General features: G+C 68.0%; 18 protein-coding genes and 2 pseudogenes. 10 read left to right on the forward strand and 10 right to left on the reverse strand.

The genetic code is table 11. The features are described from left to right. Window positions 1-289 precede the first annotated feature (289 nt). A pseudogene (locus ABIC50_RS08410) lies at window positions 290-715 on the forward strand (NADPH-dependent FMN reductase); the annotation flags it as partial. 29 nt (window positions 716-744) lie between these two features. Here the strand turns inward: ABIC50_RS08410 and ABIC50_RS08415 are convergent. From ABIC50_RS08415 to ABIC50_RS08430, 4 genes are read right to left on the reverse strand one after another with little or no spacing between them, the layout of a single operon-like run. After that, complete coding sequence (locus ABIC50_RS08415) at window positions 745-1,392, reverse strand: DUF2894 domain-containing protein (RefSeq protein ID WP_354163044.1); 648 nt, start codon at window positions 1,390-1,392, stop codon at window positions 745-747. Further along, on the reverse strand, window positions 1,389-2,033 hold the full coding sequence (locus tag ABIC50_RS08420; protein ID WP_165752555.1) for an OmpA family protein: 645 nt from the start codon (window positions 2,031-2,033) through the stop codon (window positions 1,389-1,391). Before ABIC50_RS08420 ends, ABIC50_RS08415 begins: the two co-directional genes overlap by 4 nt. A 3-nt stretch (window positions 2,034-2,036) precedes the next feature. After that, complete coding sequence (locus tag ABIC50_RS08425) at window positions 2,037-5,084, reverse strand: DUF802 domain-containing protein (protein WP_354163047.1); 3,048 nt, start codon at window positions 5,082-5,084, stop codon at window positions 2,037-2,039. Between the two features lie 10 nt (window positions 5,085-5,094). Further along, window positions 5,095-5,844 carry a DUF3348 domain-containing protein gene (locus ABIC50_RS08430; protein WP_354163050.1) on the reverse strand — a complete coding sequence of 250 codons (750 nt, stop codon included), beginning with the start codon at window positions 5,842-5,844 and terminating at the stop codon, window positions 5,095-5,097. Window positions 5,845-6,373: 529 nt separating this feature from the next. Between ABIC50_RS08430 and ABIC50_RS08440 the strand changes: the two genes are divergently transcribed. Beyond that, window positions 6,374-7,585, forward strand: a complete 1,212-nt coding sequence (locus tag ABIC50_RS08440; protein WP_354163053.1) for a DUF1444 domain-containing protein — start codon at window positions 6,374-6,376, stop codon at window positions 7,583-7,585. A gap of 118 nt (window positions 7,586-7,703) precedes the next feature. On the opposite strand, the gene ABIC50_RS08445 is transcribed toward ABIC50_RS08440, so the two are convergent. Continuing rightward, window positions 7,704-8,342 carry a LysE family translocator gene (locus ABIC50_RS08445; RefSeq protein ID WP_175673703.1) on the reverse strand — a complete coding sequence of 213 codons (639 nt, stop codon included), beginning with the start codon at window positions 8,340-8,342 and terminating at the stop codon, window positions 7,704-7,706. 172 nt (window positions 8,343-8,514) lie between these two features. Here ABIC50_RS08445 and ABIC50_RS08450 point away from each other — a divergent pair. Further along, a pseudogene (locus ABIC50_RS08450) lies at window positions 8,515-8,628 on the forward strand (GCN5 family acetyltransferase); the annotation flags it as partial. A gap of 8 nt (window positions 8,629-8,636) precedes the next feature. Beyond that, complete coding sequence (locus ABIC50_RS08455; RefSeq protein ID WP_354163056.1) at window positions 8,637-9,230, forward strand: hypothetical protein; 594 nt, start codon at window positions 8,637-8,639, stop codon at window positions 9,228-9,230. A 64-nt stretch (window positions 9,231-9,294) separates the two neighbouring features. On the opposite strand, the gene dctA is transcribed toward ABIC50_RS08455, so the two are convergent. After that, a complete protein-coding gene (gene dctA, locus ABIC50_RS08460) occupies window positions 9,295-10,662 on the reverse strand; it encodes a C4-dicarboxylate transporter DctA (protein WP_354163059.1) in 1,368 nt (455 codons plus the stop codon). A 161-nt stretch (window positions 10,663-10,823) separates the two neighbouring features. Then, window positions 10,824-11,990, reverse strand: coding sequence for a mandelate racemase/muconate lactonizing enzyme family protein (locus tag ABIC50_RS08465; RefSeq protein WP_175726891.1), 1,167 nt, complete (start codon window positions 11,988-11,990; stop codon window positions 10,824-10,826). 128 nt (window positions 11,991-12,118) lie between these two features. On the opposite strand from ABIC50_RS08465, the gene ABIC50_RS08470 reads away from it, so the two are divergent. The 3 genes from ABIC50_RS08470 (at window position 12,119) to ABIC50_RS08480 (ending at window position 15,708) form a co-directional block, all read left to right on the forward strand. Beyond that, the gene (locus ABIC50_RS08470) at window positions 12,119-13,078 is read left to right on the forward strand and encodes a LysR family transcriptional regulator (RefSeq protein WP_041491595.1); all 960 of its coding nucleotides are present in this window, start codon (window positions 12,119-12,121) and stop codon (window positions 13,076-13,078) included. Window positions 13,079-13,332: 254 nt separating this feature from the next. After that, the gene (locus tag ABIC50_RS08475; RefSeq protein ID WP_105829962.1) at window positions 13,333-14,709 is read left to right on the forward strand and encodes an FAD-containing oxidoreductase; all 1,377 of its coding nucleotides are present in this window, start codon (window positions 13,333-13,335) and stop codon (window positions 14,707-14,709) included. Window positions 14,710-14,805: 96 nt separating this feature from the next. Further along, complete coding sequence (locus ABIC50_RS08480; protein WP_354163062.1) at window positions 14,806-15,708, forward strand: LysR family transcriptional regulator; 903 nt, start codon at window positions 14,806-14,808, stop codon at window positions 15,706-15,708. Window positions 15,709-15,735: 27 nt separating this feature from the next. Here the strand turns inward: ABIC50_RS08480 and ABIC50_RS08485 are convergent, their stop codons facing one another. Next, entirely contained in the window at window positions 15,736-18,729 is a 2,994-nt protein-coding gene (locus tag ABIC50_RS08485) for an amino acid adenylation domain-containing protein (protein WP_354163065.1), read from the reverse strand. 386 nt (window positions 18,730-19,115) lie between these two features. On the opposite strand from ABIC50_RS08485, the gene ABIC50_RS08490 reads away from it, so the two are divergent. After that, entirely contained in the window at window positions 19,116-20,105 is a 990-nt protein-coding gene (locus tag ABIC50_RS08490) for a zinc-dependent alcohol dehydrogenase family protein (protein ID WP_354163068.1), read from the forward strand. Between the two features lie 54 nt (window positions 20,106-20,159). Here ABIC50_RS08490 and ABIC50_RS08495 read toward each other — a convergent pair whose 3' ends face one another. Beyond that, on the reverse strand, window positions 20,160-21,053 hold the full coding sequence (locus ABIC50_RS08495) for an SDR family oxidoreductase (RefSeq protein ID WP_354163071.1): 894 nt from the start codon (window positions 21,051-21,053) through the stop codon (window positions 20,160-20,162). A 95-nt stretch (window positions 21,054-21,148) separates the two neighbouring features. On the opposite strand from ABIC50_RS08495, the gene ABIC50_RS08500 reads away from it, so the two are divergent. Together ABIC50_RS08500 and ABIC50_RS08505 are read left to right on the forward strand one after the other, a co-directional pair. After that, window positions 21,149-22,018 (forward strand): helix-turn-helix transcriptional regulator, encoded by an 870-nt coding sequence (locus ABIC50_RS08500; RefSeq protein ID WP_354163074.1) that lies wholly within the window; start codon window positions 21,149-21,151, stop codon window positions 22,016-22,018. A gap of 221 nt (window positions 22,019-22,239) precedes the next feature. Beyond that, the gene (locus ABIC50_RS08505; RefSeq protein ID WP_354163077.1) at window positions 22,240-23,469 is read left to right on the forward strand and encodes a cyanate transporter; all 1,230 of its coding nucleotides are present in this window, start codon (window positions 22,240-22,242) and stop codon (window positions 23,467-23,469) included. A gap of 207 nt (window positions 23,470-23,676) precedes the next feature. On the opposite strand, the gene ABIC50_RS08510 is transcribed toward ABIC50_RS08505, so the two are convergent. Beyond that, the gene (locus ABIC50_RS08510; RefSeq protein WP_105829956.1) at window positions 23,677-24,060 is read right to left on the reverse strand and encodes a hypothetical protein; all 384 of its coding nucleotides are present in this window, start codon (window positions 24,058-24,060) and stop codon (window positions 23,677-23,679) included. Window positions 24,061-24,082: the final 22 nt, after the last annotated feature.

Consider the following 24,082-nt stretch of genomic DNA (forward strand, 5'->3'; position numbering starts at 1 on the left):
GGCCAATTGTCGCGAAACACGCCGATTCCCCACGTTTCGTCGCTTTTCTCCCGCCGCCAGATTGCCCGCCCCGTATCCGTCGCGTATGGTGCTGACCGTCCGCGCGCACCTGTCGCCGGAACTCCGACCGTCGTCGCGCACGACGGCCGCGCGGGCCGTGCCCGCCGTCACCGTCTCCGCGGCACGTCCTTCGGCGCCGCGCATTCAAGAGGAGAGAGGCGTGATCCACAAAGTCCTGATCCTGTTCGCACTCTGCATCGCGGGCCTCGCCGCGATCGCCGCCGGCTTCCGTCTCGGCGAATTTCCGCTGTTCAATCCCGATGCCGAACATCCGTCGCCGGCCGCGGTGCGCGACCTGATCGAGCGGCTGAACATCGCGGACGGCGTGCTGATCGCAAGCCCGGAATACGCACACGGCGTGACGGGCGTGATGAAGAACGCGCTGGACTGGGTCGTGGGATGCGAAGCCGTCGTGGACAAGCCGGTCGCGGTATTGAACGCGTCGCCGCGCGCGACGCATGCGGACGCGGCGCTGCGGGAAACGCTGTCGGTGATGTCGGCGTGCATCGTCGAGCGCGCGTCGATCGCGTTGCCGATCCTCGGCAGCCAGCTCGATGCGGCGGGCATCGCCGCGCATCCGCCGTTCGCGTCGGCGCTCACCGATGCGTTGCACGCGCTGCGCGCGGCGATCGACGCGCAGGCGCCGGGCCGCTAGACAACGATCGGCGCGGCCGACCGCGTGCGTTATCGCGCCTTGGTGCGCGTGGTCTTCCTCGCCGGTTTCGTCGCCGGTTTAGCCGGCTTCGCGGCCTTCGCGCGCGGCGCTTCCTTCTCCGGCTGCGCGCCGCCGCCGGCCAGATCCTCGAGCCACGCGAGCGCGTCGATATACGACAGGAATTGCTGCAGATATTCCGGCGACAGCTCGCGCATCGTCGCGAGCGACCGATGCACGAGGCTGTTCGAATTGAGCGGCCCCGCGTTGCGCGGCACCTGGTCGAGCGACTGGCGATACTGCTGTTCGGTCCGGACCTTCGACCACATCGTGCGGAAGTAGTCGATCAGCTCGGGATCGACACCGCGCCGGTCGGCCTGCGCATCGCGCGCGAGCTGCTCGACAAGCCCGCCGAGCGCGCTGCGTGCAGGCGCCTGCGCGCTTGCTTGCGGCGGCTCGCTCGCGGCTGCCGCTTCACCAGCGCGCGCGACGATCTGCGCAAACCCTTCCAGCAGCGTCGCGAGCCGCGCATCGAGCAACGCGCGCGCGTCGCCGTCGAACGCGGCCGCGCGCTTCTCGAGCGCGTCGAGCCGATGGAAGCGCACCGGATCGAGCCGGTCGGCGCCCTGCTCGCGCCACGCGTCGAGCGTTGCGCGCACGTGGGTCGCGTCGTCCGTCACTTCGGCTTCCCTCCGTTCGATGCGGACTTGCGCGGCACCGGTGCGATCTCAACGCGACGGTTCTTCGCGCGGCCTTCGTCGTCCGCATTCGAGCTGACCGGCTGCTCGGAACCGAACGCGGCCGCGAACACCGACCGCGCCGGCACGCCGGCGTCGATCAGTGCCCGCGTGACCGTGAGCGCGCGCTTGGCCGACAGCTCCCAGTTGTCCGCGAACTGGCGGTTGCCGGCACGCACCTGCTGGTCGTCGGCGAAGCCGCTGATCATCAGGATCTCGTCGCGCGTCGTCAGATAGGCGGCCAGCGGCCCGGCCAGCGTCTTCAGCAGATCGCGGCCCTCGGGCTGCAACTGGTCGGAGTTCAGTGCGAACAGCACGGCGCCGCTGATGCCGATGCGGCCGTTCACGAGCGTCACGCGGCCGGCCGCGAGCGGCCCGGCGAGCGCCTGTTCGAGCGACTTGCGCTGCTGCGCCTCCTGCTGGCGCGCCCGCACGGCTTCCTCGAGCTTCGACGTGAGCTGCAACTGCATGCCGATCACGCCGACGAGAATCAGCACGAACGCGCCGAGCAGCACCGACATCAGGTCGGCGAACGCGGGCCACACCGGCGCGGAAGGCGCGCCGTCGTCGATTTCGTCATGCATGCGTCACGCTCCGACCGATGCGCGCCGACCGGCGATCTGCTGGAGATCTTCGACGATCTGCTTCTGCGACATCATGCTCAGGTCGATCACCTCGCGCGCCTGCGCGACGTAGTACTCGAGCTGCTCGTCGCTGCGCGCGAGCGACTTCTCGAGCGCGGCCTCGATGCGCTGCAGGTGGTTCAGCAGCTTGTCGTTCGATTCGCCGAAGATCTGCACGGCCGCACCGAATGCATCGCCGAGGCTCGCGACCTCGACGGCGCCCGCCGTGACCTGCGCGGCCACCGCATCGAGCTTGCGCGTTTCGGCATCGACCGTATCGTTGAAGCGTGCGCCGACGCGATCGAGCAGGTCGGCCGACGTGCTGACGAGCGCGTCGATCGCGGTGCGCTGTTCGGTGGACGCGTGATTGACCGCGCCGAGCAGCGTTTCGAGCGTCGCGAGCAGGCGGCTGCGCTCCTCGAGCATCGCGGTGTCGCGCACCATGCTGTCGGACAGGCGCTGGCGCAGCTCGGCGACGACGTCGGCCGCGGCCTTCGGCGCTTCCGACGCGGCCTGCACGAGGCGCGAGATTTCGTTGATCGTGTCGCTCGCGTGCACCTGCGCCTGCGCGGTGATGTCGTTCGCGGTGCGGGTCAGCGTGTCGCAGATGTCCTGCTGGCGCGTCGCGGCCTGTTCGCTCGTGCGCGCCCATTCGTCGCGCAGCGCGGCGGCCATCGCGGCGAGCGAGTCGTTCCAGGCCGACAGGCGTTCTTCGTCGCGCGCGGCCAGTTGCGCTTGCAGGCTCGTGTGCGAATCGCGGATCGTCAACAGCAGGTCGTTCGAGCGTTGTTCGAACGTTGCCGCCTGAGTGGTCAGATCGCGCGTCGTTTGCGCAAGCGCGTCGCAGATTTCCTGCTGACGGCCCGCGCTGTGCACGCTGGCGCGCTGCCATTCGTCGCGGAGTTTCGTCGCCATCTCCGTGAGCGAAGCATTCCACGTCGCCAGGCGTTCTTCGTCGCGCGCGGCCAATTGCGTTTGCAGGCCCGAGTGCGAATCGCGGATCGTCGACAGCAGCTCGTTCGAGCGTTGTTCGAACGTTGCTGCCTGTGTGGCGAGATCGCGCGTCGTTTGCGCAAGCGCGTCGCAGATTTCCTGCTGACGGCCCGCGCTGTGCACGCCTGCCCGCTGCCACTCGTCGCCGAGTTTCGTCGCCATCTCCGTGAGCGAAGCACTCCACGTCGCCAGACGTTCTTCGTCGCGCGCGGCCAGTTGCGTTTGCAGGCCCGAGTGCGATTCGCGGATCGTCGACAGCAGCACGTTCGAGCGTTGTTCGAACGTGGCTGCCTGAGTGGTGAGATCGCGCGTCGTTTGCGCAAGCGCGTCGCAGATCTCCTGCTGACGGCCGGCGCTGTGCACGCCGGCTCGCTGCCATTCGTCGCCAAGCTTCGTCGCCATCTCCGTGAGCGAAGCACTCCACGTCGCGAGACGTTCCTCGTCACGGGCGGCCAGTTGCGATTGCAAGCCCGAGTGCGAATCGCGCATCGTCGACAGCAGATCGTTCGAGCGTTGTTCGAACGTCGCCGCTTGCGCGGTCAGATCGCGCGTCGTTTGCGCGAGTGCGTCGCAGATCTCCTGCTGACGGCCCGCGCTGTGCGCGCCCGCGCGCTGCCACTCGTCGCCGAGCTTCGTCGCCATCGCGGTCAGCGAAGCATTCCATGCCGACAGCCGTTCCTCGTCGCGCGCGGCCAGTTGCGTCTGCAACCCCGTGTGCGACTCGCGCATCGCGGCGAGCACCGCGCCCGAATGCCGCTCGAACGTCGCGGCGGCGTCGCCCAGTGCCTTCGCATGCTGGCCGGCCAGCGTCTCGCCGACTTGCTCCTGACGCGCGAGCGCGTCGCGCCACGCGTCGGACAGGCGGCTTTCGGTCGATTCGAGGCGCGTCGCGACACCGTCGAGCAGGTCCGTCGAACGCTGCGCGAAGGTGTCGGTGAACTGGCCGAGCGTCGTCTGCAGCTGCGTTGCGACGGCGTCGCCCGTGCGGCGCTGCTCGTCGAGCGCGCGGTTCCATACGGCCGTCACGTTTTCAGTCGTCTTCTCGAAACCGTCCGTCAGCCCGTCGAGCTGACGCTGCACGGCGCCCGTCACCGTGTCGCGCAGTGCGGCCATCTCCTGCGCGAGGCCCGTCATCGTCGCCGCGACGACCGGCTGCAGCGCGGCACCGGCCACGCGCGCGCTTTCGGCGGCGCTTTCCTTCAGCGCGTCGCCGACGTTCGACGCCAAACCGGCATACGCGCGCTCGGTGCGATCGAAGAACGCCTGCTGGCTTTCGATCTGGCGATCGTGCAGCGCGACGCTGCGCGCCTCGAGCGTCGTCATCATCGTCTGCAACCGGTCGACCAGCGCCGGCATCACGTCGGCCTGGCGCTGCAGCAGCCGGAACGATTCGTCGCGCTGATGCGCGGACGAATGCACGCGCAACGTCGTCGCGATCTTCGCGTCGAGCTGCTGGCCCGCGTCGACACGTTCGCGGCGCACGAGCGCGGACAGCAAGCCGAGCATCGCGGACGTCGCGACACCCGCGATCGACGTGCCGAACGCGAAGCCGAGGCCCTTCACCGGCGCGATCAGCGACGCGCGGATCGCGTCGAGGTCGGTCGCGCTTTCGAGCGCGGCGCCCGTGCCCTTCAGCGTCACGACCATCCCGAGCAGCGTGCCGAGCATGCCGAGCAGCACCAGCAGGCCGACGAGATACGGCGTCAGCGACGGACCCGGCAGCGCGACGCGCGCGCCTTCGACCCGCGCACGCACCGCGCCGCGCAGGCCCGGGTGCAGCGTATCGAGCCACGTGTCGAGGGTCGCCGGCGGTTGAGTCAGGCCGGCCACCGCACGCGACAACGTGGCGGTCGCCTGCCGGTAGCGCAGCAGTTCCCACGCACCGGCGACGTAGCACGCGCCGATCAGCAGCGTGACGGCCGCCGCGAGCGGGTTCGACGCGACATAGCCGACGCCGATCCAGCAGACTGCGAGCAGACCGGCGATGAAGACAACGAGATCAAGACGAATTCTGGACATAGCGTAGGGATTAGCAGGTACGAAGGGCTGCGAGCAGCCCGTCCACCGTTTGAAACCGGACTTCGAGTTCGGCGAGCAGGATGCTTTTCATCTCGTCGCGGAACGTATCGAGCCACGTGCCGGACACGATTGCCGCGGCGGAAGGCGCGTCGCCGTCGGCGCCGGCATCGGCGGCCGCTTGCGCATCGGCCAGCGCCTGCCGTTCCGCGTCGCGCAGCCGCTCGAAGCGCGTGCCGAGCAGCGCGGGCACGGCGGACAGCAGGCTGCGCTCGCGCGCGCCGAGCACGCGCTCCATGATCGCGTCGAGCGCCGCGAGCCGCGCCATCCCGGACGAACGCGCGGCGAGCGCGACCCGCAGGCGGCCGCGCAACTGGCCGATCGCGGTCTCCATCTCCTGCTGCAGGGACAGACAGCTCTGGCGGAAGTCCGCGAAATCGGCCGTGTCGGCGGGCGGCGGCGGCATCTCGCCGGGGCGTCGCCGCGTGCGTGGGCGGTGGGCGGCCGTGATCGCCTGCGCGAGGTCGTGGCGCACGCGCGCGCCGTCGCGCTCGGCGTCGTAACCGCGCACGCCGGCCGCGACGCCGGGCGGGGTCGCATTCAGCGCGGACGACAGCGTGATCGCGTCGGTCCAGCCGAGCCACTGGCTCAGGCGGTCAGACAGCGGCTGCCGGGATTCCGCGACGTCGGCATCGGTGAGGCGCGCGAGCAGCCGGACGAGCGTCGGGCCGCTCAGTGCCGGGCGCGGAGGAGCTTGCACCATGCTGCAAACCGTCAAAAAGGCAGCAGTTTACACGTCGGCGGCAGGTCGACCGCCAGAATCGGGGAAGCGCGCCGGCCCGGGATGCCGTGCAACCGGCGCTAACGCCCGCCGCACAAGGCTCGCGGGCAGATCGGCGGGTTGGCGGACAGTGGGCCCGGCCCTGGCGACGTGCCCGGCCGCCCGCCGAGTTCGTGCGCGAGCCTCGCGCCGGCATCCTCATCGACGTCCACCAACACCGCCTTGCAGCCTTCGGCCACCACCATGCGCGCGACTTCGGCGCCCGGCCCGGCGGGCGCCGATCTTCACCGGCCTACTATTTCGCCACGCAGGTGCGGTACCATCGCGACACCCGCCGCGCGATCGCGCCCGCTGCGGGCCCGCGCCGCGATGCACCCGGCGCGCGGGCCGCCGGACGCGTGACGGATATCCGGCCGATATCCGCGGGCCGCAGTCGGCGCCCCCGGCGAGACGGGTGCCGCCGCCCATGACAACAGAACCAATAACAGACGGGCCCGCCCGACCGCTCACGATGCTTTCAGACTTCGTCGCGCGCCTGCGCGAGCGTTTCAGCAAACCGCCGACCCGGCAGGACTTCGCCGAACGCCTGATCGCCGCGCTGCGGGCGACCGGCGACACGCGCGAGTGGCTTCACGAGGACGACAAGGGCCGTCTCGTGCAAGCGGATGTCCCGTCGAACATCATCAACCTGCACAACCTGTTCCGCGATTACGCGGGCGCGAAGCCGGCCGAGCGCGAAGCGACGCTCAAGCGCCAGGCGAACGCGATGCTGCAGCACGAGATCCCGTCGAACTTCGCGGACGTGCGCCCGCGGCTGCGCCCCGTGATCCGCAGCGCGACCGAGCGCGGCGCGGTCGCGCTGCAGCTCGCCGGACAGCCCGGCGCGTCGGAGGTCGCGTTCCGGCCGCTGTGCGAGAACCTCGAGATCGGCATCGCGTACGACGGCGAATTCAGCGTCGCGCGGCTGACGACCGCGCGGCTCGCCGAATGGGGCGTCACCTTCGACGACGCCTGCGACGTCGCGATCGACAACCTGCGCGGCATGTCGTCGGCGCCGTGGGCCGCGTTGCGCGACGGCGTGTTCCTGTCGCAGTTCGGCGACTACTACGACGCGGCGCGCCTGCTGCTGACCGACCTGCTGCACCGCCAGCCGATCTCCGGCGCGCCGGTGGTGATGGCGCCGAACCGGACGGTGCTGCTGCTCACCGGCGACCGCAATGCGGCCGGGCTCGCGACGATGGTCGAACTCGCCGAACAGGCGCGCGCGCAGCCGCGCCCGCTGCCGTCGCTGATGCTGCGCTGGGACGGCGCCGCGTGGCGGAACTTCGTTCCGCAAGGACTGGAAGCGAAGCTGCATGCGCTGCGCGTGGACGAACTCGCCGGCGACTACCAGGATCAGCGGGCACTGCTCGACGAGTTGCACAAGCGCGACGGCACCGACATCTTCGTCGCGACCTACACCGTGTACCGGCGGCAGAACGGCGAGCTGTTCAGCGTCAGCGTGTGGAGCGACGGCGTGCCGACGCTGCTGCCCGAGACGGACATCGTCGTGCTGTACCGGGAAGCGACGCGGCAGTCGGCCCACGTGCCGATGGCCGCGCTGCGGGACGCATGCGGCGACCTGATGACGGCCACCGCGCACCGGCCAGTGCGGTATGAAGTGACGGCGTTTCCGGATGAAGCGCGGTTCGCGGCGCTGATCGAGCGGTTTCCGGCGGCGTGACGCGCGCTTGCGCGCGTCGGATGGAACGGCTGGCCCAGCGCCCGCCGGCATGGCCGGCCGTGGCGGCCTGCTTGACGGGAATAAAAACGGCGGGGCGCCACGGCGACACCGCCCGTCGTCAGATCCCGACCTTCGGCGCGTTCAGGATCAGCCGCAGCCCGAGCAACGTGATCGCACCGGCCGCGACGCGGTCGACCCACTTCTTCGCGCGCAGGTAAAGCTCGCGCGGCCGGCGGGTCGAGAAGCACAGCGCGACGATCGTGTACCAGCCGCACTCGACGCCGAACACGAGCGGCGGCAGCGCCAGGTAGCACCACAGCGGCGGATGCTGCGGCAACAGCGCCGCGAAGATGCTGCCATACCAGATCGCCGTCTTCGGGTTGCTCAGCTGGGTCGTGAGGCCGATCCAGAACGACTTGCGCGCGCTGCCGGTGACGGCTGCCTGCGGGTCGTCCATCGCGATCGGCCGCTCGGCGCCGCGCCAGATCTTCGACGCCATGTAGATCAGGTACGCGCCGCCCGCCACCTTGAGGCCCACGTACAGCCATTCGACCGTCTGCAGCAGCGTGTAGAGCCCGGCCAGCGCGACGCCGCCGAACGCGATCCCGCCGACGCCCATGCCGAGCGCGGTAGCGAGCCCGTCGCGGCGCGACAGCCCGATCGAATTGCGGGCGACCAGCACGAAACTCGGGCCCGGAATCATCGCGCCGAGCCACAGCGCGGCCAGAATGGCGAGTACGGCAGCCGATGCAGTCATCGAAGTCTCCTTGATCAGCGACGCCGAAGCGCCGGCGCCTGCGTGTCGGTATCGTGTCGATTCCGACGGTGAAGTCGCTGATTCTGGCACGCTTCGCGAGCCGCCGAAAGCACCGGCGCGCTGCTATGCTGGCTGCCGTTCCCGCCATCCCGCACCACCCGCCATGATCGAGCTGCCCGAATTCGCCGCCGCAAGGCAACTGTATGGTTCGCTCGGCTTCACGCCCGCGCCGCCCGTTGCGTCCAATCCGGTGCCCGGCACCGCGTTTCTCGGGCGGGATCTGTGAGGAGCACGATGCGCGCGCCGGGCGCGACGGTTCGTCGAGCCCTCCTCGTTCCGCTGTTCGCCGCGTGGTGCTGCCATGCGCAGGCAGCGCCGCCGCTGCCGCCGTCGATCGCCGCGCAATTGCCGGCCGGCTATCAGCCGTTCGTCGCGCAGCCCGGCCCGGCACTCGGCAACGGCCGGCGCAGCCTGCTGGTCGTCGTGCATCGCGCGACCGACACACGCGAGCAGCCGTCGCCGCGCCCGCTCCTGATCTATGAGGAACAGGCCGACCACACCTATCGGCTCGCCGCGCGCAACGACGACGTCGTGCTGCGCGCGAACGACGCGCTGCAGTGCGACCCGTTCGATCCGGAATCCGCCGCCGACGGCGGGATCGCCGTGAAGGGACGCTATTTCACGGTGCAGAACGACGTCGCATGCGGACAGCACTGGAGCGACTACGTGACGTTCCACTACGTCCCGCGCACGCACGAATGGGTGTTTTCCAGCCAGATCCACACCGAATCGTTTCCGGTCGATCCTGGCAAGCCCGACATCGTCAGCGTGGTGCGGGCCGATGCGCGCAAGCCGGTGTCGTTCAGCCAGTGGCGGCGCAAGGAATGAAACCCGCGCGGCGAGCATGCGCGGGTTTCGTCATGCGCATGTCCGTGTTCCTGACACGCCGCGACTAGCGCACATTCGATTGCATGCCCGGCGCGCTCGCCTGCGTGTGCCGCTGCGGCGCCGGCGGTCCCGCGTCGTGCTCGTCCGCGACGAGCGACTCCGCCCCGGCGCGACGATCGAGAACGGCCCGGGCCTTGTCGAGGTCCAGCGCCCCTTCCCAGCGTGCCACCACGACCGTCGCCACGCCGTTGCCGATCAGGTTCGTGACGGCGCGCGCCTCGTTCAGGAAGCGATCGACGCCGAGCAGCAGGACCAGGCCCGATACGGGCATCTGATGCATGGTCGACAAGGTTGCGGCCAGCGCGACGAAACCCGCGCCCGCGACACCCGCCGAGCCCTTCGACGTCAGCAGCAGCACGCCGAGCAGCAGAAGCTGGTCCCAGATCGACAGGTGGATGTTGAATGCCTGCGCGATGAACAGCGACGCCATCGTCAGGTAGATCGCGGTGCCGTCGGCATTGAAGGTATAGCCGGTGGGCAGCACCATCCCGACGACCGGCCGCGAGCAACCCATTCGCTCCATCTTGAGCAGCATCTGCGGCAGCACGGCTTCCGTCGATGCCGTGCCGAGCGTGATCAGGATCTCGTCGCGGATATAACGCAGGTATTGCCACAGCGACAACCCGCACACGCGCATGACCAGGCCGAGCGCCACGACGACGAACAGGATCGACGTGACGTACAGGCACAGCATCAGTTGTCCGAACTGTGCGAGCGTGCCGATCCCGTATCTGGCGATGGTGAACGCCATCCCGCCGAATGCGCCGGCGGGCGCCACATGCATCACGATGCGCACGACCCCGAACATCCCTTGCAGGAACATGTCCAGCATGTCCACGAGCGGCGCGGTCCTCGGGCCGAGTTTCGCGAGCGCGACCGCGAAGATGACCGAGAAGAAGATGATCGGCAGTATCTCGCCGTTCGCGAAGGCGCCGACGACACTGCCCGGCACGATGCTCATCAGGAAGTCGAGCGTGCCGTGATGCTGCGCCGCGTGCGTGTAGCTGGCGATTGCGGCACCGTCGATCTTCGCCGGATCGACATTCATCCCGCTGCCCGGCCGGACCAGGTTGACGACCGCCATTCCGACCACGAGCGCGACAGTGGACGCGGCTTCGAAATACAGCACGGCCTTGACGCCCACCCGGCCGGCTTCGTGAAGATCGGTCATGCGCGCGATGCCGACCACGACCGACGCGAAGATGATCGGCGCGAGCAACATCCGGATCAGCTTGATGAACAGGTCGCCGAGCGGCTTGAGTTGGGCGCCGATATCGGGGTAGAAGTGCCCGACGAGGATGCCGGCGACGATGCCGATCAGGACCTGGACGTAGAGTTTGGAAAGCGTTCTGCGAATGCGTGATGCCAGCATGACTGTCTCCTGTGCATGGCGTCCTGTTTCCGGAAAGCGCACGCGTGCCGGCGATGCAGCCGATCGCGCGGAACGCCAACGCCGATTCCGCCTGCCCGATTGATTGTTTTGTAATGTGATGCGGTGCGCCGTCGAGCGTCCGGCGCACCTGCCGACAACGCTTATGCGGACAGCTTCCGCATTTGCGCGTACAGGTCGGCCTTGCCTTCGAAGCCGATGCCCGGCAGGTCCGGCATCGTGATGTAGCCGTTGTCGACCTTCACGCCGTCGGGGAAGCCGCCGTACGGCTGGAACAGGTCCGGGTACGACTCGTTGCCGCCGAGGCCGAGGCCGGCCGCGATGTTGAGCGACATCTGGTGACCGCCGTGCGGAATGCAGCGGCTCGGCGACCAGCCGTGCTGGCGCAGCATGTCGAGCGTGCGCAGATACTCGACGAGGCCGTAGCTCAGCGCACAGTCGAACTGCAGCCAGTCGCGGTCGGCGCGCATGCCGCCGTAGCGGATCAGGTTGCGGGCATCCTGCATCGAGAACAGGTCCTCGCCCGTCGCCATCGGCTTGTCGTAGTAATTGCGCAGCGTCGCCTGCAGCTCGAAGTCGAGCGGATCGCCCGGTTCCTCGTACCAGAACAGGTCGTATTGCGACAGCGCCTTCGCATAGCGGATCGCGGTGTCGAGATCGAAGCGGCCGTTGGCGTCGACGGCGAGCTTCTGGCCATCGCCGAGCACGCTGAGGATCGCGTCGATGCGCCGCAGGTCTTCGTCGAGCGATGCGCCGCCGATCTTCTTTTTCACGACCGTGTAACCGCGGTCGATGTAGCTGCGCATCTCGTCCTTCAGCTTCTCGTGATCCTGGCCCGGATAGTAGTAGCCGCCCGCCGCATAGACGAAGATCCTGCGGTCGGGCCGGCCGTCGCCGTAGCGGTCCGCCAGCAGCTGAAACAACGGCTTGCCTTCGATCTTGGCCACCGCGTCCCACACCGCCATGTCGATCGTGCCGATCGCGACCGAGCGCTCGCCATGGCCGCCCGGCTTCTCGTTCGTGAACATCGTCGCCCAGATTCGGTGCGGATCGAGGTTGTCGCCGGCATCGTTGACGAGCGCGCCGGGGTCGGCTTCGAGAATGCGCGGGATGAAGCGCTCGCGCATGAGCTTGCCCTGGCCGTAGCGGCCGTTCGAATTGAAGCCGTAGCCGACGACCGGCTTGCCGTCGCGGATCACGTCGGTGATCACGGCGACGAGGCTCAGCGTCATCTTGCTGAAGTCGATGTAGGCGTTGCGGATCGGGGAACTGATCGGAACGGTTTGTTCGCGAATCTCGACGATTCTCATGGCGGCGTCTCCTGGACTGGCACGTTTGCGGGTATCTCGATTGCATGCACGTTGCTGCAACGAGACCGAGCATAGTCCGCGGAGAGCGCCCTATAATTCACCTCAATTCATTTCATTTTTTACCAAAAGTGAGAACTGATTCGACGTCCGACTTCGAGTTCTTCGTCCAGCTCGCCAAACTGAAGAGCCTGTCGGGCGCGGCCCGCTCGCTCGGGATCACGCCGCCCGCGGCAACCAAGCGGCTCGGCATTCTCGAAGACCGGTTCGGCAAGCGGCTGGTTAACCGCACCACCCGCAGCGTCAGCCTGACGCCGGAAGGCGAGATGTACGCGCGGTACGCCACGCAGATTCTCGACCAGGTGCGCGAGATGGAGGACGCGATCGCGGGCACGCCCGCCGACCCGCACGGGCGGCTGCGCATCAATGCGACGCTCGGTTTCGGGCGCACGACCATCGCACCGCTGGTGTCGGAATTCGCGAAGCGCTATCCGAACGTCGATGTCCAGTTCGTGGTCACCGATCGCCCGGTCGACCTCGTCGAAGGCGCATTCGACATGGCCATCCGGTTCGGCGAGTTGCCGGACCAGCGCTTGAGGGCGCGCCGCCTGATGAGCAATCGCCGGTTCCTGTGTGCGTCGCCGAAGTATCTCGAGCGCAACGGCGTGCCGCAGTGCAAGGAGGATCTCGCGCATCACCGCTGCATCATCCACACGCAGAACGACGATGCGTTCGGCGTGTGGCGCTTCATGCAGGAGGATCACCTCGAAGCGCTGAAGGTAAGCGGCTCGCTGTCCAGCAACGACGGCGACATCGTGCTGCGCTGGGCGCTGGACGGTCACGGCATCCTGATCCGCTCGGAGTGGGATCTCGCCAAATACATCCAGAGCGGCCGACTCCGTCTCGTGCTGCCCGACGTCGTCCTGCCGTCCGCCGACCTCTTCGTCTACTATCCCGGGCAACGCAACGAATCGACGCGGGCCCGCGCGTTCATCGACTTTCTCGTCAAGCACTTCGAGGCACCGTTCGTTCCGGTCGACGTAGCCAACGCGGCGCCGGACCGCAAGCGATCCGCTCGATCGAAGCGTTGACACCGCGCCGGCCCCGCCCCTTCCGGCCGCGGGCGGTCGATGCAGGGACACATCACGCGGCCGCATTGCCACGGGGCGGGAAGCCGCCAGCCGGCCGGGAATGAAGCATGTTCCGTCTCGCGCGCATCCATGCAAACTCGCACACCCGCGCCAACCGGTCTACCATAGGCGCTCGTCGCCGTTCAGGGGCGCGCCGGCGCGGCATGCGGCTTGCGCGCCGCCCTTCCCACGTTGAACCCGCGCAGGAGGACGTCATGACGCAACAATTCGACGCGATCGTCATCGGCACCGGGCAAGCCGGGCCGCCACTCGCGGCGCGGCTCGCCGGCGCCGGCATGAAAGTCGCGATCGTCGAGCGCGGCCGCTTCGGCGGCACCTGCGTGAACACCGGCTGCATTCCGACCAAGACGCTGATCGCGAGCGCATACGCCGCGCAGCTCGCGCGGCGCGCGGAAGAATACGGCGTGTCGGTCGGCCCCGTCAGCGTCGACATGAAGGCCGTGAAGGCGCGCAAGGACCGGATCTCCGGCCGCTCGAACCACGGCGTCGAGCAATGGGTGCGCGGGCTCGACAACACGACCGTGTTTCAGGGCCACGCCCGCTTCGAGCGCGCCGATGCAGTGCGCGTAGGCGACGAACTGCTCGAGGCCAAGCGCATCTTCATCAACGTCGGCGGGCGCGCGCAGATCCCGCAGATGCCGGGCCTCGACTCGGTGCCGTACCTGACCAACTCGACGATGATGGACGTCGACTTCCTGCCCGAGCATCTCGTGATCATCGGCGGCAGCTACGTCGGGCTCGAATTCGGCCAGATGTACCGCCGCTTCGGCTCGAAGGTCACGATCGTCGAGAAGGGCTCGCGCCTGATCCATCGCGAGGACGAGGACGTGTCGCAGGCCGTGCGCGAGATTCTCGAGAACGAAGGCATCGACGTGCAGCTCGATGCGAACTGCCTGAATGCGCGGCGCGACGGCGACGGGATCGTGGTCGGCCTCGACTGCGCGGGCGGCGGTCGCGAGGTCGCGGGCTCGCATCTGCTGCTCGCGGTCGGCCGCGTGCCGAACACCGGCGACCTCGGGCTCGACCAGGCCGGTGTCGCGACCGACTCGCGCGGCTACATCACGGTCGACGATCAACTGCGCACCAACGTGCCCGGCATCTGGGCGCTCGGCGACTGCAACGGGCGCGGCGCGTTCACGCACACCGCGTACAACGACTACGAGATCGTCGCGGCGAACCTGCTCGACAGTGATCCGCGCAAGGTGTCCGACCGCATCGCCGCGTACGCGATGTACGTCGATCCGCCGCTCGGCCGCGTCGGCATGACGCTCGCGGAAGCGAAGCAGACCGGCCGTCGGCTGCTGGTCGGCACGCGGCCGATGACGCGCGTCGGCCGCGCGGTCGAAAAAGGCGAGAGCCAGGGTTTCATGAAGGTGATCGTCGACGCGGACAGTCATGCGATTCTCGGCGCGTCGATCCTCGGCGTGACGGGCGACGAGGTCGTGCACGCGCTGCTCGACGTGATGGCCGCCGGCGCGCCGTACACGACGATCAGCCGCGCAATGCACATTCACCCGACCGTGTCGGAGCTCGTGCCGACGCTGCTGCAGGACCTGCATCCGGTCGAATGAGCGGCGGCGGGCGCGCGTCGCCCGCCTCGCAGCCACGCCGAACCGGTGTGGAACCCTGTGCGAAGATGGCTGTTCGCTACGACATCCGGAAGCGCCATGGACCGTCTGCAAACGATGCAGATCTACGTACAGATCGTCGAACGCGGCAACTTCACGCAGGCCGCCGATGCGCTGCAACTGCATCGGCCGGCCGTCACGAAGGCCGTGCAACAGCTCGAACAGGAACTCGGCATCCGGCTGCTGAACCGCAGCACGCGGCGCGTCAGCGTGACGGCCGAAGGCGAGGCGTTCTACGCGCGCTGCGTGCAGCTGCTCGGCAGCATCGACGATGCGTTCGCGTCGTTCCCGAAGCAGCGCGTCGTGCCGAAGGGCCGGCTGCGGCTGGATATTGCCGTCGCGCTCGCGAAGACGTTCGTGATTCCCGCGCTGCCCGAATTCCAGCAGCGCTATCCGCAGATCGAGCTCGTGCTCGGCGCGAGCGATCAGCCGGCCGATCTGATCGGCGAAGGTATCGACTGCGTCGTGCGGGTCGGCACGCTGAAGGATTCGAGCATGATCGCGCGGACGGTAGGCGCGGTGCGGATGGTCACGTGCGCATCGCCCGCCTACGTCGTCCGCCACGGACTGCCGCGCACGCTGGACGAGTTGCGCACGCACCGCGCGGTCAATTTCTTCACGGGCGCCAATCGCAAGATACTCGAATGGACGTTCCGCGCGAACGGCGAACTCGTCAACGTGAAGCTGCCGAGCAGTCTCCTCACGAACAACTCGGAAGCGCTGCTGTCGTGCGGGCTCGCCGGCCTCGGCATCGTGCACGCGTTGCGGCCCGCGCTGCAGCCGAGCATCGATTCGGGCCAGTTGATCGAGCTGTTGCCCGGCGTGCCGGCCGAGCCGAAGCCCGTATCGGTGATGTACCCGAACCGCGCGCACCTGCCCGACAAGGTGCGCGTGTTCATCGACTGGCTCACGGAATTGTTCGCGCGTCGGTATCCGGCGTAGCGCCGCCGGGTATGACGCGCGAGCGCGTCACCCCGTCACCCGATAACCGACCGAACGCTCCAGGTATCGCGCAAGCTGCTCGCGGGAAAATGCCGGCTGCTCGATCCCGCTGCCTTCGAGGAATTCGATTACATTGCGGCAGTCCCATACGTAGTTGTTCTGATAGAGCTCGGCAGTACTCATGCCATCGCGAATGTTGTCATCGAAGAGGCTCAACAACGGATAGAGCGGTGCATCGATATCCGTCTTCCACGCGCCGAGCCATTCACGGAACGGAACGACGCGAAACCGCAGGCCGAAGTATCGCTCCAGCCGCGCGAAAAACTCCTTGAGCGTGATGTTGGTCTCGGGCGAATTGATCAGATTAAATTTGCGCCCGAGCGCCGCCGGATTACGCGAAATCCTCGCGAGCGCTTTCGTCATGTAATCCACGCTCGTCAATCCTTCGCGCAGATCGTCGAGATCGGGGACGGTACCGAGCGCGATGCAGGTCTTCACCAGCCGCCCCCACCACTGATAATCGGCGCTGACGCCGGTCTCGCCATGAAACGTCGCGTAGCCGAGCCGGAACGTCATCAGCGGCAGACCGCGCTGCGCGGCCAGATCGGCCATCTTCTCCATCACCCATTTGCTGCGCGTATAGCCGATGTCCTCGAGCACCGCCGGCAGATTCTGATCGATGTCGTCGGCTTCGGTCATCACGGTCTTGCCGGTGAAACGATGTCCCCAGCTGTACACCGAGATCGTCGACAGCAGAATCAGCGCCTTGGTTCGCCGGCACCCGGCGAAAGCGAGGATCTGCGTCAGCCCGTCCACATTGATCTTCTTCATGTACGAATACGGCTGAATGAAATTCACTGCGCCGGCCGAGTGGTAAACGATGTCGATTTCGTCCGCCAGCTCCGCGTAGTCGCGCTCGTTCATGCCGAAGCGCGCCTGCGTGATATCGCCTGCGCACACACGGATGCGGGAGCGCGCGTCCGGCCGGACATTCACGTCGTATGCGCGCAGCTTTTCGTCGATCCGCGCGCGCCCCGCCGCGGCATCGTCGGCGCGCACCAGACAATGCACCACCGCCGACGTCGTCGCCAGCAGTTCGGCCAGCAAGTGAACGCCGACGAATCCCGTGGCACCCGTCAGCAGGATCGTGTGCGGGCACGCCAGCAACGCATCGTCGAACGGGCGGCTGAAATCCGCCTCGTCCGGCACGCGAATATCGTTATCCAGCGCATAGACGGGTTCGCGCTCGATCTCGAGCGCCGCGGCGCCGACACGCCGCTCGATTTCGCACGCCAGCGCCGCCACCGACTGGTGCTCGTAAACATCCCGGATCAGCATCTTCGTACCTGCGGCATCCGACAGCGCCCTTGCGAGTTTCGCCGTCAGCAGCGAATTGCCGCCGATGTCGAAAAAACTGTCGGTCTTGCGAAATGATGCATGGCCGATCAATGCGATGAATGCGTCTGCAACGATTTGCTCGGCGGGCGCATACGGCTCCTTCTCCGTCCGCTCGCGCTGTTCCGCGCGATAACGCTGTTCGAGCGCGGCTCGGTCGGTCTTGCCGTTTGCCGTCATCGGCAGATCGTCGAGCAGCACATGGCCGACGGGCCACATGTAATCGGGCAAATCGTGCCGGACGCTCGCCCTGAGCGCATCGACGACATGCGCGGCCGGCTTGGCCGGATCATGCGGCACGACGAACGCGACGAGTTCGACCCCGCTTCCGGCCGCATTGGGCAACGCCAGCACCACGGCCTTGCGTACCTCGCCGGATCGGATGAGCGCCGCGTGAATCTCGCTCAGCTCGACCAGATTGCCCCTGATCTTGACCTGATCGTCGACTCGGCCGAGGAACTGAATCGAGCCGTCATCCAGCCGGCGGCCGCGGTCGCCGGTGTGGTAGATCGTGCTGCCCGGCCGCAGCGGATGAGGACGGAACTTCGCGAGGGTCAACGCGGCGTTACCCAGATAGCCGCGGGCGAGCCCGGGCCCGCCGATGCAGATCTCGCCGGTGTTGCTTCCCGTCACCGCTTCGCGCGCGTCGTTCAGGATCAGGATCTCCGTATCGCCGACAGGCCAACCGATCGACTCGGGACGGCCGAGCGTCGCGCTCGGAACGACGTGGCACGTCGCGAAGATCGTCGCTTCGGTCGGCCCGTAGTAATCGATCACCGCGTAATCGATCCTGTCGGTATCGATCGGGACGAGCTTTTCGCCCGCCGTGAACAGATATTTCAGCATCAGGCCGGCAGGCTGCCCGACACCCACCACGTCGGCGACCATCGCGGTGGGCACGTATGCATGCGTGATCCGATGACGAACGAAGAAGCCGACCAGTGCATCGGGATCGAAGCGCGTTTCGTCATCGGGCAAAAACAGCGTTGCGCCCGCGCAGAGCGTCGACCAGATTTCCCACTGCGATACATCGAAACCGAGACCCGCCATCAATGTCGTGCGGCATTCGGCATGCATCGCAAAACGCGCGTTGTGCCAATCGACGAGTGCCGCGACGGCGGCATGTTCGACGATCACGCCTTTCGGCGCACCGGTGGAACCGGACGTGAAGATCACGTAAATCGCTGCGTCCCGTGCATCCGCATCGTGCGTCGGGCGCGCGTCGTCACGCGCCGACCGATCCGCGGACAGGTCCGCCACGCCCGCGAACCGGATGGCTGCGTCCCGACGTGTCGCGCCCGTCGTCAACACCAGCGCGGCGTTGCATTGCTGCAGGATGTAGCGCTTGCGCGCATCCGGATAGCGGTCGTCGATCGGCACATACGTCGCGCCCGCCTTCAGAATGCCGAGGATGCCGACGATGAAGTCGGCGTTGCGCGCTGCCTCGATCGGCACCAGGCTGCCGCCCGCGATTCCCCGGTCGCGCAATTCACGCGCAAGCGTATCGCTACGCCGATCGAGTTCCCCGTAACTCACGCATTCGCGCGCCGAGACCACGGCCGGCCGCTCCCCGTCGAGCGCCGCACGCAGCCGGAATTTTTCGAGCACATTCGATTGAGTCGTCATCGTTTTTATTCCTCACATCGAAAAGAACTGATCCCAATATAGACAGCAAGCGGTGAAAAGCAATTTCGCGCCCGATGCTGCTTGCGATCACGAACGATCGGGCAGTCAGGCTGTTGCGTGGCACTCGGTTGCCGCAACATCGCGCAACAATGAAGGCGTTTGATTCGATTCGAGACACGACATCGATGCGCGATGGGCTCGTATCCCAATGCGATGTCGAATCGCTCGATCAGCGTAGCGCATCGAATATCGACGGACTGCCACGCGAATCGGGCGCCTATTGTTATTCGTCAAATAACAATCAATGATCAGGCCGTGCGTTTATCAGCCGCGCTCCCCCGCCTACAGTTCTCCTTCATCTACCCCGTTCATCGAAGGAGTGCACCATGTCCCGTGTCATTCGTTTCCATCGTGTCGGCGGCCCCGACGTGCTGCAGATCGATACCGTCGACGTCCCCGCGCCCGGCCCCGCCGAAGTGCAGCTGCACGTGAAGGCGATCGGCATCAACCGCGCGGAAGTCATGTTCCGCAGCGGCGAATACACGATCCAGCCGCGCTTTCCCGCGTCGCTCGGCTACGAGGCGTCGGGCGTGGTCGCCGCCGTCGGGCCGGACGTGACGGCGTTCGCCGTCGGCGACGCGGTGAGCGTCGTGCCGTCATTCTCGTTCGCCGACTACGGGATGTACGGCGACGTGGTCAACGTGCCCGTGCATGCGCTCGTCCGGCATCCGGAGAACCTGTCGTTCGTGGAAGCCGCCGCGACGTGGATGATGTTCGTCACGGCATGGGGCGCGCTGATCGAACTCGGTGGCCTCGAGCACGGCGACGCAGTGCTGATCGGCGCCGCGTCGAGCAGCGTCGGGCTCGCGGCGATCCAGGTCGCGAACCGCGTCGGCGCGGTGCCGATCGCGCTGACGCGCAGCGCGGCGAAGCGCCAGGCGCTGCTCGACGCGGGCGCCGCGCACGTGATCGCCGGCAGCCCGGCGGACCTGCCGCACCAGGTCGCGGAACTGACGGGCGGCCGCGGCGCGCGCATCGCGTTCGATCCGGTCGGCGGCCCAGCCGCGGCGAACCTGCTGCGCGCGCTGCGCACGAACGGCACGTTCTTCCAGTACGGCGCGCTCGACACGCGCGACATCCCGGTGCCGGTGATGGACCTGCTCGCGCGCCACCTGACGCTGCGCGGCTACGAGCTGTTCGAGATCACCGGCGACGCGCAGCGGCTCGAACGCGCGAAGCGCTTCATCGTCGACGGGCTCGCGGCCGGCGCGCTGAAGCCGTCGATCGACCGCACGTTCGCGTTCGACGACATCGCGCAAGCCCATCGGTACATGGAAGCCGGCACGCAGGTTGGGAAGATCGTCGTGACCGTCTGAGCAGGAGCGCGACGGGCGTGCCGACCGAAAACGACGGCACGCCGCATGCGCGCGTCAGGTTTCGAAATACCGCGGCCGGTCGATGTCGGCCAGCAACCCGACCTGCGTCGGCGCCCAGTCGAGCCATGCGCGCGTGCGCTCGCTCGTTGCGGGCGCATCCATTCCCGCGAACATCGCGAACCAGCCGAAGTGCTCGTCGGCTTGCGCGGCCGATTTCGACACGACCGGCACGTTCAGCCGGCGACCGATCACTTCCGCGATCTCGCGGAACGGCACGCCCGTCTCGGCGACCGCGTGATAGCGCGCGGCCGGCGCACCGCGCTCGACCGCGAGCCGGTACACGCGCGCCGCGTCGAGCCGGTGCACGCCGGGCCAGCGGTTGCCGCCGTCGCCGAGATACGCCGATGCGCCCTTCTCCCGCGCGAACGCGATCAGGCGCGGCACGAAGCCGTGATCGCCGTCGCCGTGCACGGACGGCGGCAGGCGCACGACCGACGCGCACACGCCGCGCGTGGCCAGCGCGGCCGCGGTTGCTTCGGACGCTCGTGGATAGCCGGCCGATACCGGCACGTGCGGATCGTCCTCGGTCGCCGCGCGGCCCGGCGCGACGAGCGCAAGGCCCGACGTGACGATCAGCGGCCGCGTCGAGCCGGCGAGCGTCGCACCGATCGTTTCGATCGCGCGGCGGTCGAGTTCGCAGTTTTCCGCGAAGCGCGAGAAGTCGTGATTGAATCCCGTGTGGATCACCGCATCGACGCCCTGCGCGCCGCGCGTGAGGCTGTCGATATCCTCCAGCGACCCGCGATGCACGTCCGCGCCCAAGGCGGCGACCGATGCAGCCGCCGCGTCGGAACGCGCGAGGCCGAGTACGGAATGCCCGGCGGCCACGAGTTCGGCGACGACCGCGGAGCCGACGAAACCCGACGCTCCCGTAACAAAGACACGCATGTTCAGCACCTCCGGATGAATGAGAGGCTTACTATCTGTCGAGCGTCGCGGACGGTGAAGACGTGACGGTTTACCGGTAAACGAACTAACAGGCTATGGCTGACGCACCCGACAACCTGCTCGGCGCGTACCTTCGGGACCGCCGCGAGAAACTCGATCCGGCCGCGCTCGGGCTGCCCGTCGCGCGCCGCCGCACGCCGGGCCTGCGCCGCGAGGAAGTCGCACAGCGCGCGCACGTGAGCGCCGCCTGGTACACGTGGCTCGAACAAGGGCGCGGCGGCGCACCGTCGGCCGACGTGCTCGAGCGGCTCGCCCGCGCGCTGCTGCTGAACGACGCCGAACGCGAGCACCTGTTCCTGATCGGCCTCGGTCATCCGCCCGAGGTCCGCTATCACGCGAGCCGCGACGTGACGCCGCGCCTGCAGCATGTGCTCGATTCGCTCGACGCCAGCCCCGCGATCGTGCGCACGGCGACGTGGGACGTCGTCGCGTGGAACGACGCGGCCGCCGCCACGCTGACCGACTACGCGACGCTGCCGCCGCCCGCGCGCAACATCCTGCGGCTGATCTTCATCGATGCCGCGGTGCGTGACGCGCAGCCGAACTGGGAACGCGTCGCGCGATTCGCGGTGGGCGCGTTTCGCGCCGACATCGCGCGCGGTGGCGCGACGCAGGCCGTGCAGGCATTCGTCGACGAGATGCGCGCGGCGAGCGCCGAGTTCGATGCGATGTGGCGCAGTCACGACATTCATTCGCATGACGAAGGGACGAAGGAGATTCGTCATCCGCAGGCCGGCCGGATCGCACTCGAATACTCGGCGTTCTCGGTGACCGGCCGCCCGGATCTGAGCCTCGTGGTCTTCACGCCCGCGACGCCGGCCGATCGTGCGCGGATCCGGACGCTCGTCGCCGCCCGGGAACAGGCTCGCGAACACGTCCGCGACCCGCACGCGCCGGCCGCGTAGCGGCGCGTCGAAGGTGCGCCCGGAATCGCACCGAACCCGCCGCGCCGCCCGTGCAACGAGCGCCATCCCCCGGCCTCGCTCATCCCCCCCCGTCATACCGCGCCGTGCCATCACGATCCGCACTGACACCCAGTCGAATATTTAATTTTCCGCGGGGCAAGCGCGCCTTTACCCTTTCGGCATCGCATCACAGGGCCACCGGCCCCTTCCGGAGCATCTCGATGACCGACCCCGCCACCGCGCAAGCCGTTCCCCGCACGCACGCGGCTTCCGTATCCTATGGCGCGCTCGCCCTGCTGGTGCTGGCCGGCCTCAATCTGCGTCCCTTCCTGACCGCGTTCGGCCCCGTGCTCGACCTCGTGCGCGCCGACACCGGCCTCGGCTTCCGCGCGGCCGCGCTGCTGACCACGCTGCCGTTCGTGCTGATGGGCGTCGTCGCCGGCATCGGCGTCGGGCTCGCGCGGCGCGTCGGCGAGCAGCGCGCGCTGAGCGTCGCGCTGGCGCTGATCGCCGCGGGTTGCACCGCACGCCTGTGGACCGGCGGCAGCACCGGGCTGGTCCTCACGGCGATCGTCGCGGGCGCGGGCGTCGCGGTGATCCAGTCGCTCGCACCCGGCCTCGCCAAGCGCTGGTTCGTCGACCGGCTGCCGCTCGCGATGGGGCTTTATTCGGCCGCGCTGGTCGGCGGCGGTGCGTTCGGCGCGATCGCGAGCCCATGGCTCGCCGCGCATGGCGGCTGGCGTCTGTCACTCGCCGTGTGGGCCGTGCCCGCGCTCGTCACGCTCGCGCTGTGGCGCGCGAAGGCGCCGCGCGACGCGGTGCACATCGCGACGGCATCGACGCCCGTCGCCGCGTTCGCACGGATTCCGCGTGCGTGGCAGCTCGCGTTGTTCTTCGGCCTCAGCAACAGCGGCTATGCGAGCCTCGTCGCGTGGCTTCCCGCGTTCTATCGCAGCGTCGGCATGAGCCCGCAGGCGAGCGGCAACCTGCTCGCGTGGATGGCGCTGTTCCAGGCGATCGGCGCGCTCGCGATGCCGCTGCTCGCGAAACGTTCGCACGATCGCCGCGCCGTGCTGTGGCTCACGCTCGCGTTGCAGACGGCCGGCTTCGTCGGCTTCGCGACGATGCCCGCGTTCGCGCCGTGGCTGTGGGTCACGAGCGTCGGCGTCGGGCTCGGCGGCTTCTTCTCGATGAGCCTGATCGTCACGCTCGATCATCTGCCCGACGCGCGGCTCGCGGGCGCGCTCGCCGCGTTCGTGCAGGGCGTCGGCTTCGTGATCGTCGCCGCCAGCCCATGGTTGATCGGCTGGCTGCGCGACGTGGGCGGCGGCTTCGCGATCGCGTGGTGGCTGCACGTCGGCGTGATCGCGTCGACGGCCGCGTTGAACGCCACGTTCTCGCCGGCCGGCTACCGGCGCAGCATGGCGCGCATCACCGGCGCCGTGCGCTGACTCGCCGACTTCGTTCGACATCCATAATTGACGGATGCGAGCGGGAAATGCAAAGGGGCGTCGTGCTCGCGTGCACGACGCCCCTTCTTCGTTTCAGGCACCGTAAAGATGCTCAGAGCCGCACGACAGTGCGGCGATCCGAGGATCGCATATTCATTACCGAGCGAGTGCGGTGGCACTACCCAGCACAACTGACGGTATCGATAATTACGTTGTGGGTTCCAGTAGACCCGTTGCGAAGGACCTCGCATGCGCGACGGCCTCTTGCGGGTCGGGGAACACGCCAAGTTCCTCCCACTGCTCTTCGGCCGCGTATGTGCCTTTCACCGCGAGCGCCCGCTGAACGCGCAACTGCGCCGCGTATCTGCCGTCTTCGAGTGGCCGGGCCGTCGCGACGACCTTGTGCGGAAGACCGGACCGCTCCGGCTGAACCAGCTCGACCGGGCCGTCGGCCGCGCCAACATTCTTCAACTCGTTCCTGGCCTTGCAGTCCGGGCAGTAGAAGCACCAGCCCGCGTCCTCCTCACGTGACCTGACTTGCCCTCGAGCCAGCACGGCACGGCATTCAACGTTCTCGCAGATGAACGGCATGGCAGTCTCCGAAGTTGTTTGT

This window comes from Burkholderia sp. 567 (assembly GCF_040545115.1).
Classification (GTDB): domain Bacteria; phylum Pseudomonadota; class Gammaproteobacteria; order Burkholderiales; family Burkholderiaceae; genus Burkholderia; species Burkholderia ambifaria.

Bases quoted from the DNA above. Each gene is read 5' to 3' on its own strand.
- ABIC50_RS08420 (WP_165752555.1), bottom strand. From the start codon at position 2,033: ATGCATGACGAAATCGACGACGGCGCGCCTTCCGCGCCGGTGTGGCCC.
- ABIC50_RS08425 (WP_354163047.1), bottom strand. From the start codon at position 5,084: ATGTCCAGAATTCGTCTTGATCTCGTTGTCTTCATCGCCGGTCTGCTC.
- ABIC50_RS08430 (WP_354163050.1), bottom strand. From the start codon at position 5,844: ATGGTGCAAGCTCCTCCGCGCCCGGCACTGAGCGGCCCGACGCTCGTC.
- ABIC50_RS08440 (WP_354163053.1), top strand. From the start codon at position 6,374: ATGCTTTCAGACTTCGTCGCGCGCCTGCGCGAGCGTTTCAGCAAACCG.
- ABIC50_RS08445 (WP_175673703.1), bottom strand. From the start codon at position 8,342: ATGACTGCATCGGCTGCCGTACTCGCCATTCTGGCCGCGCTGTGGCTC.
- ABIC50_RS08455 (WP_354163056.1), top strand. From the start codon at position 8,637: ATGCGCGCGCCGGGCGCGACGGTTCGTCGAGCCCTCCTCGTTCCGCTG.
- dctA (WP_354163059.1), bottom strand. From the start codon at position 10,662: ATGCTGGCATCACGCATTCGCAGAACGCTTTCCAAACTCTACGTCCAG.
- ABIC50_RS08465 (WP_175726891.1), bottom strand. From the start codon at position 11,990: ATGAGAATCGTCGAGATTCGCGAACAAACCGTTCCGATCAGTTCCCCG.
- ABIC50_RS08475 (WP_105829962.1), top strand. From the start codon at position 13,333: ATGACGCAACAATTCGACGCGATCGTCATCGGCACCGGGCAAGCCGGG.
- ABIC50_RS08480 (WP_354163062.1), top strand. From the start codon at position 14,806: ATGGACCGTCTGCAAACGATGCAGATCTACGTACAGATCGTCGAACGC.
- ABIC50_RS08485 (WP_354163065.1), bottom strand. From the start codon at position 18,729: ATGACGACTCAATCGAATGTGCTCGAAAAATTCCGGCTGCGTGCGGCG.
- ABIC50_RS08490 (WP_354163068.1), top strand. From the start codon at position 19,116: ATGTCCCGTGTCATTCGTTTCCATCGTGTCGGCGGCCCCGACGTGCTG.
- ABIC50_RS08495 (WP_354163071.1), bottom strand. From the start codon at position 21,053: ATGCGTGTCTTTGTTACGGGAGCGTCGGGTTTCGTCGGCTCCGCGGTC.
- ABIC50_RS08500 (WP_354163074.1), top strand. From the start codon at position 21,149: ATGGCTGACGCACCCGACAACCTGCTCGGCGCGTACCTTCGGGACCGC.
- ABIC50_RS08505 (WP_354163077.1), top strand. From the start codon at position 22,240: ATGACCGACCCCGCCACCGCGCAAGCCGTTCCCCGCACGCACGCGGCT.
- ABIC50_RS08510 (WP_105829956.1), bottom strand. From the start codon at position 24,060: ATGCCGTTCATCTGCGAGAACGTTGAATGCCGTGCCGTGCTGGCTCGA.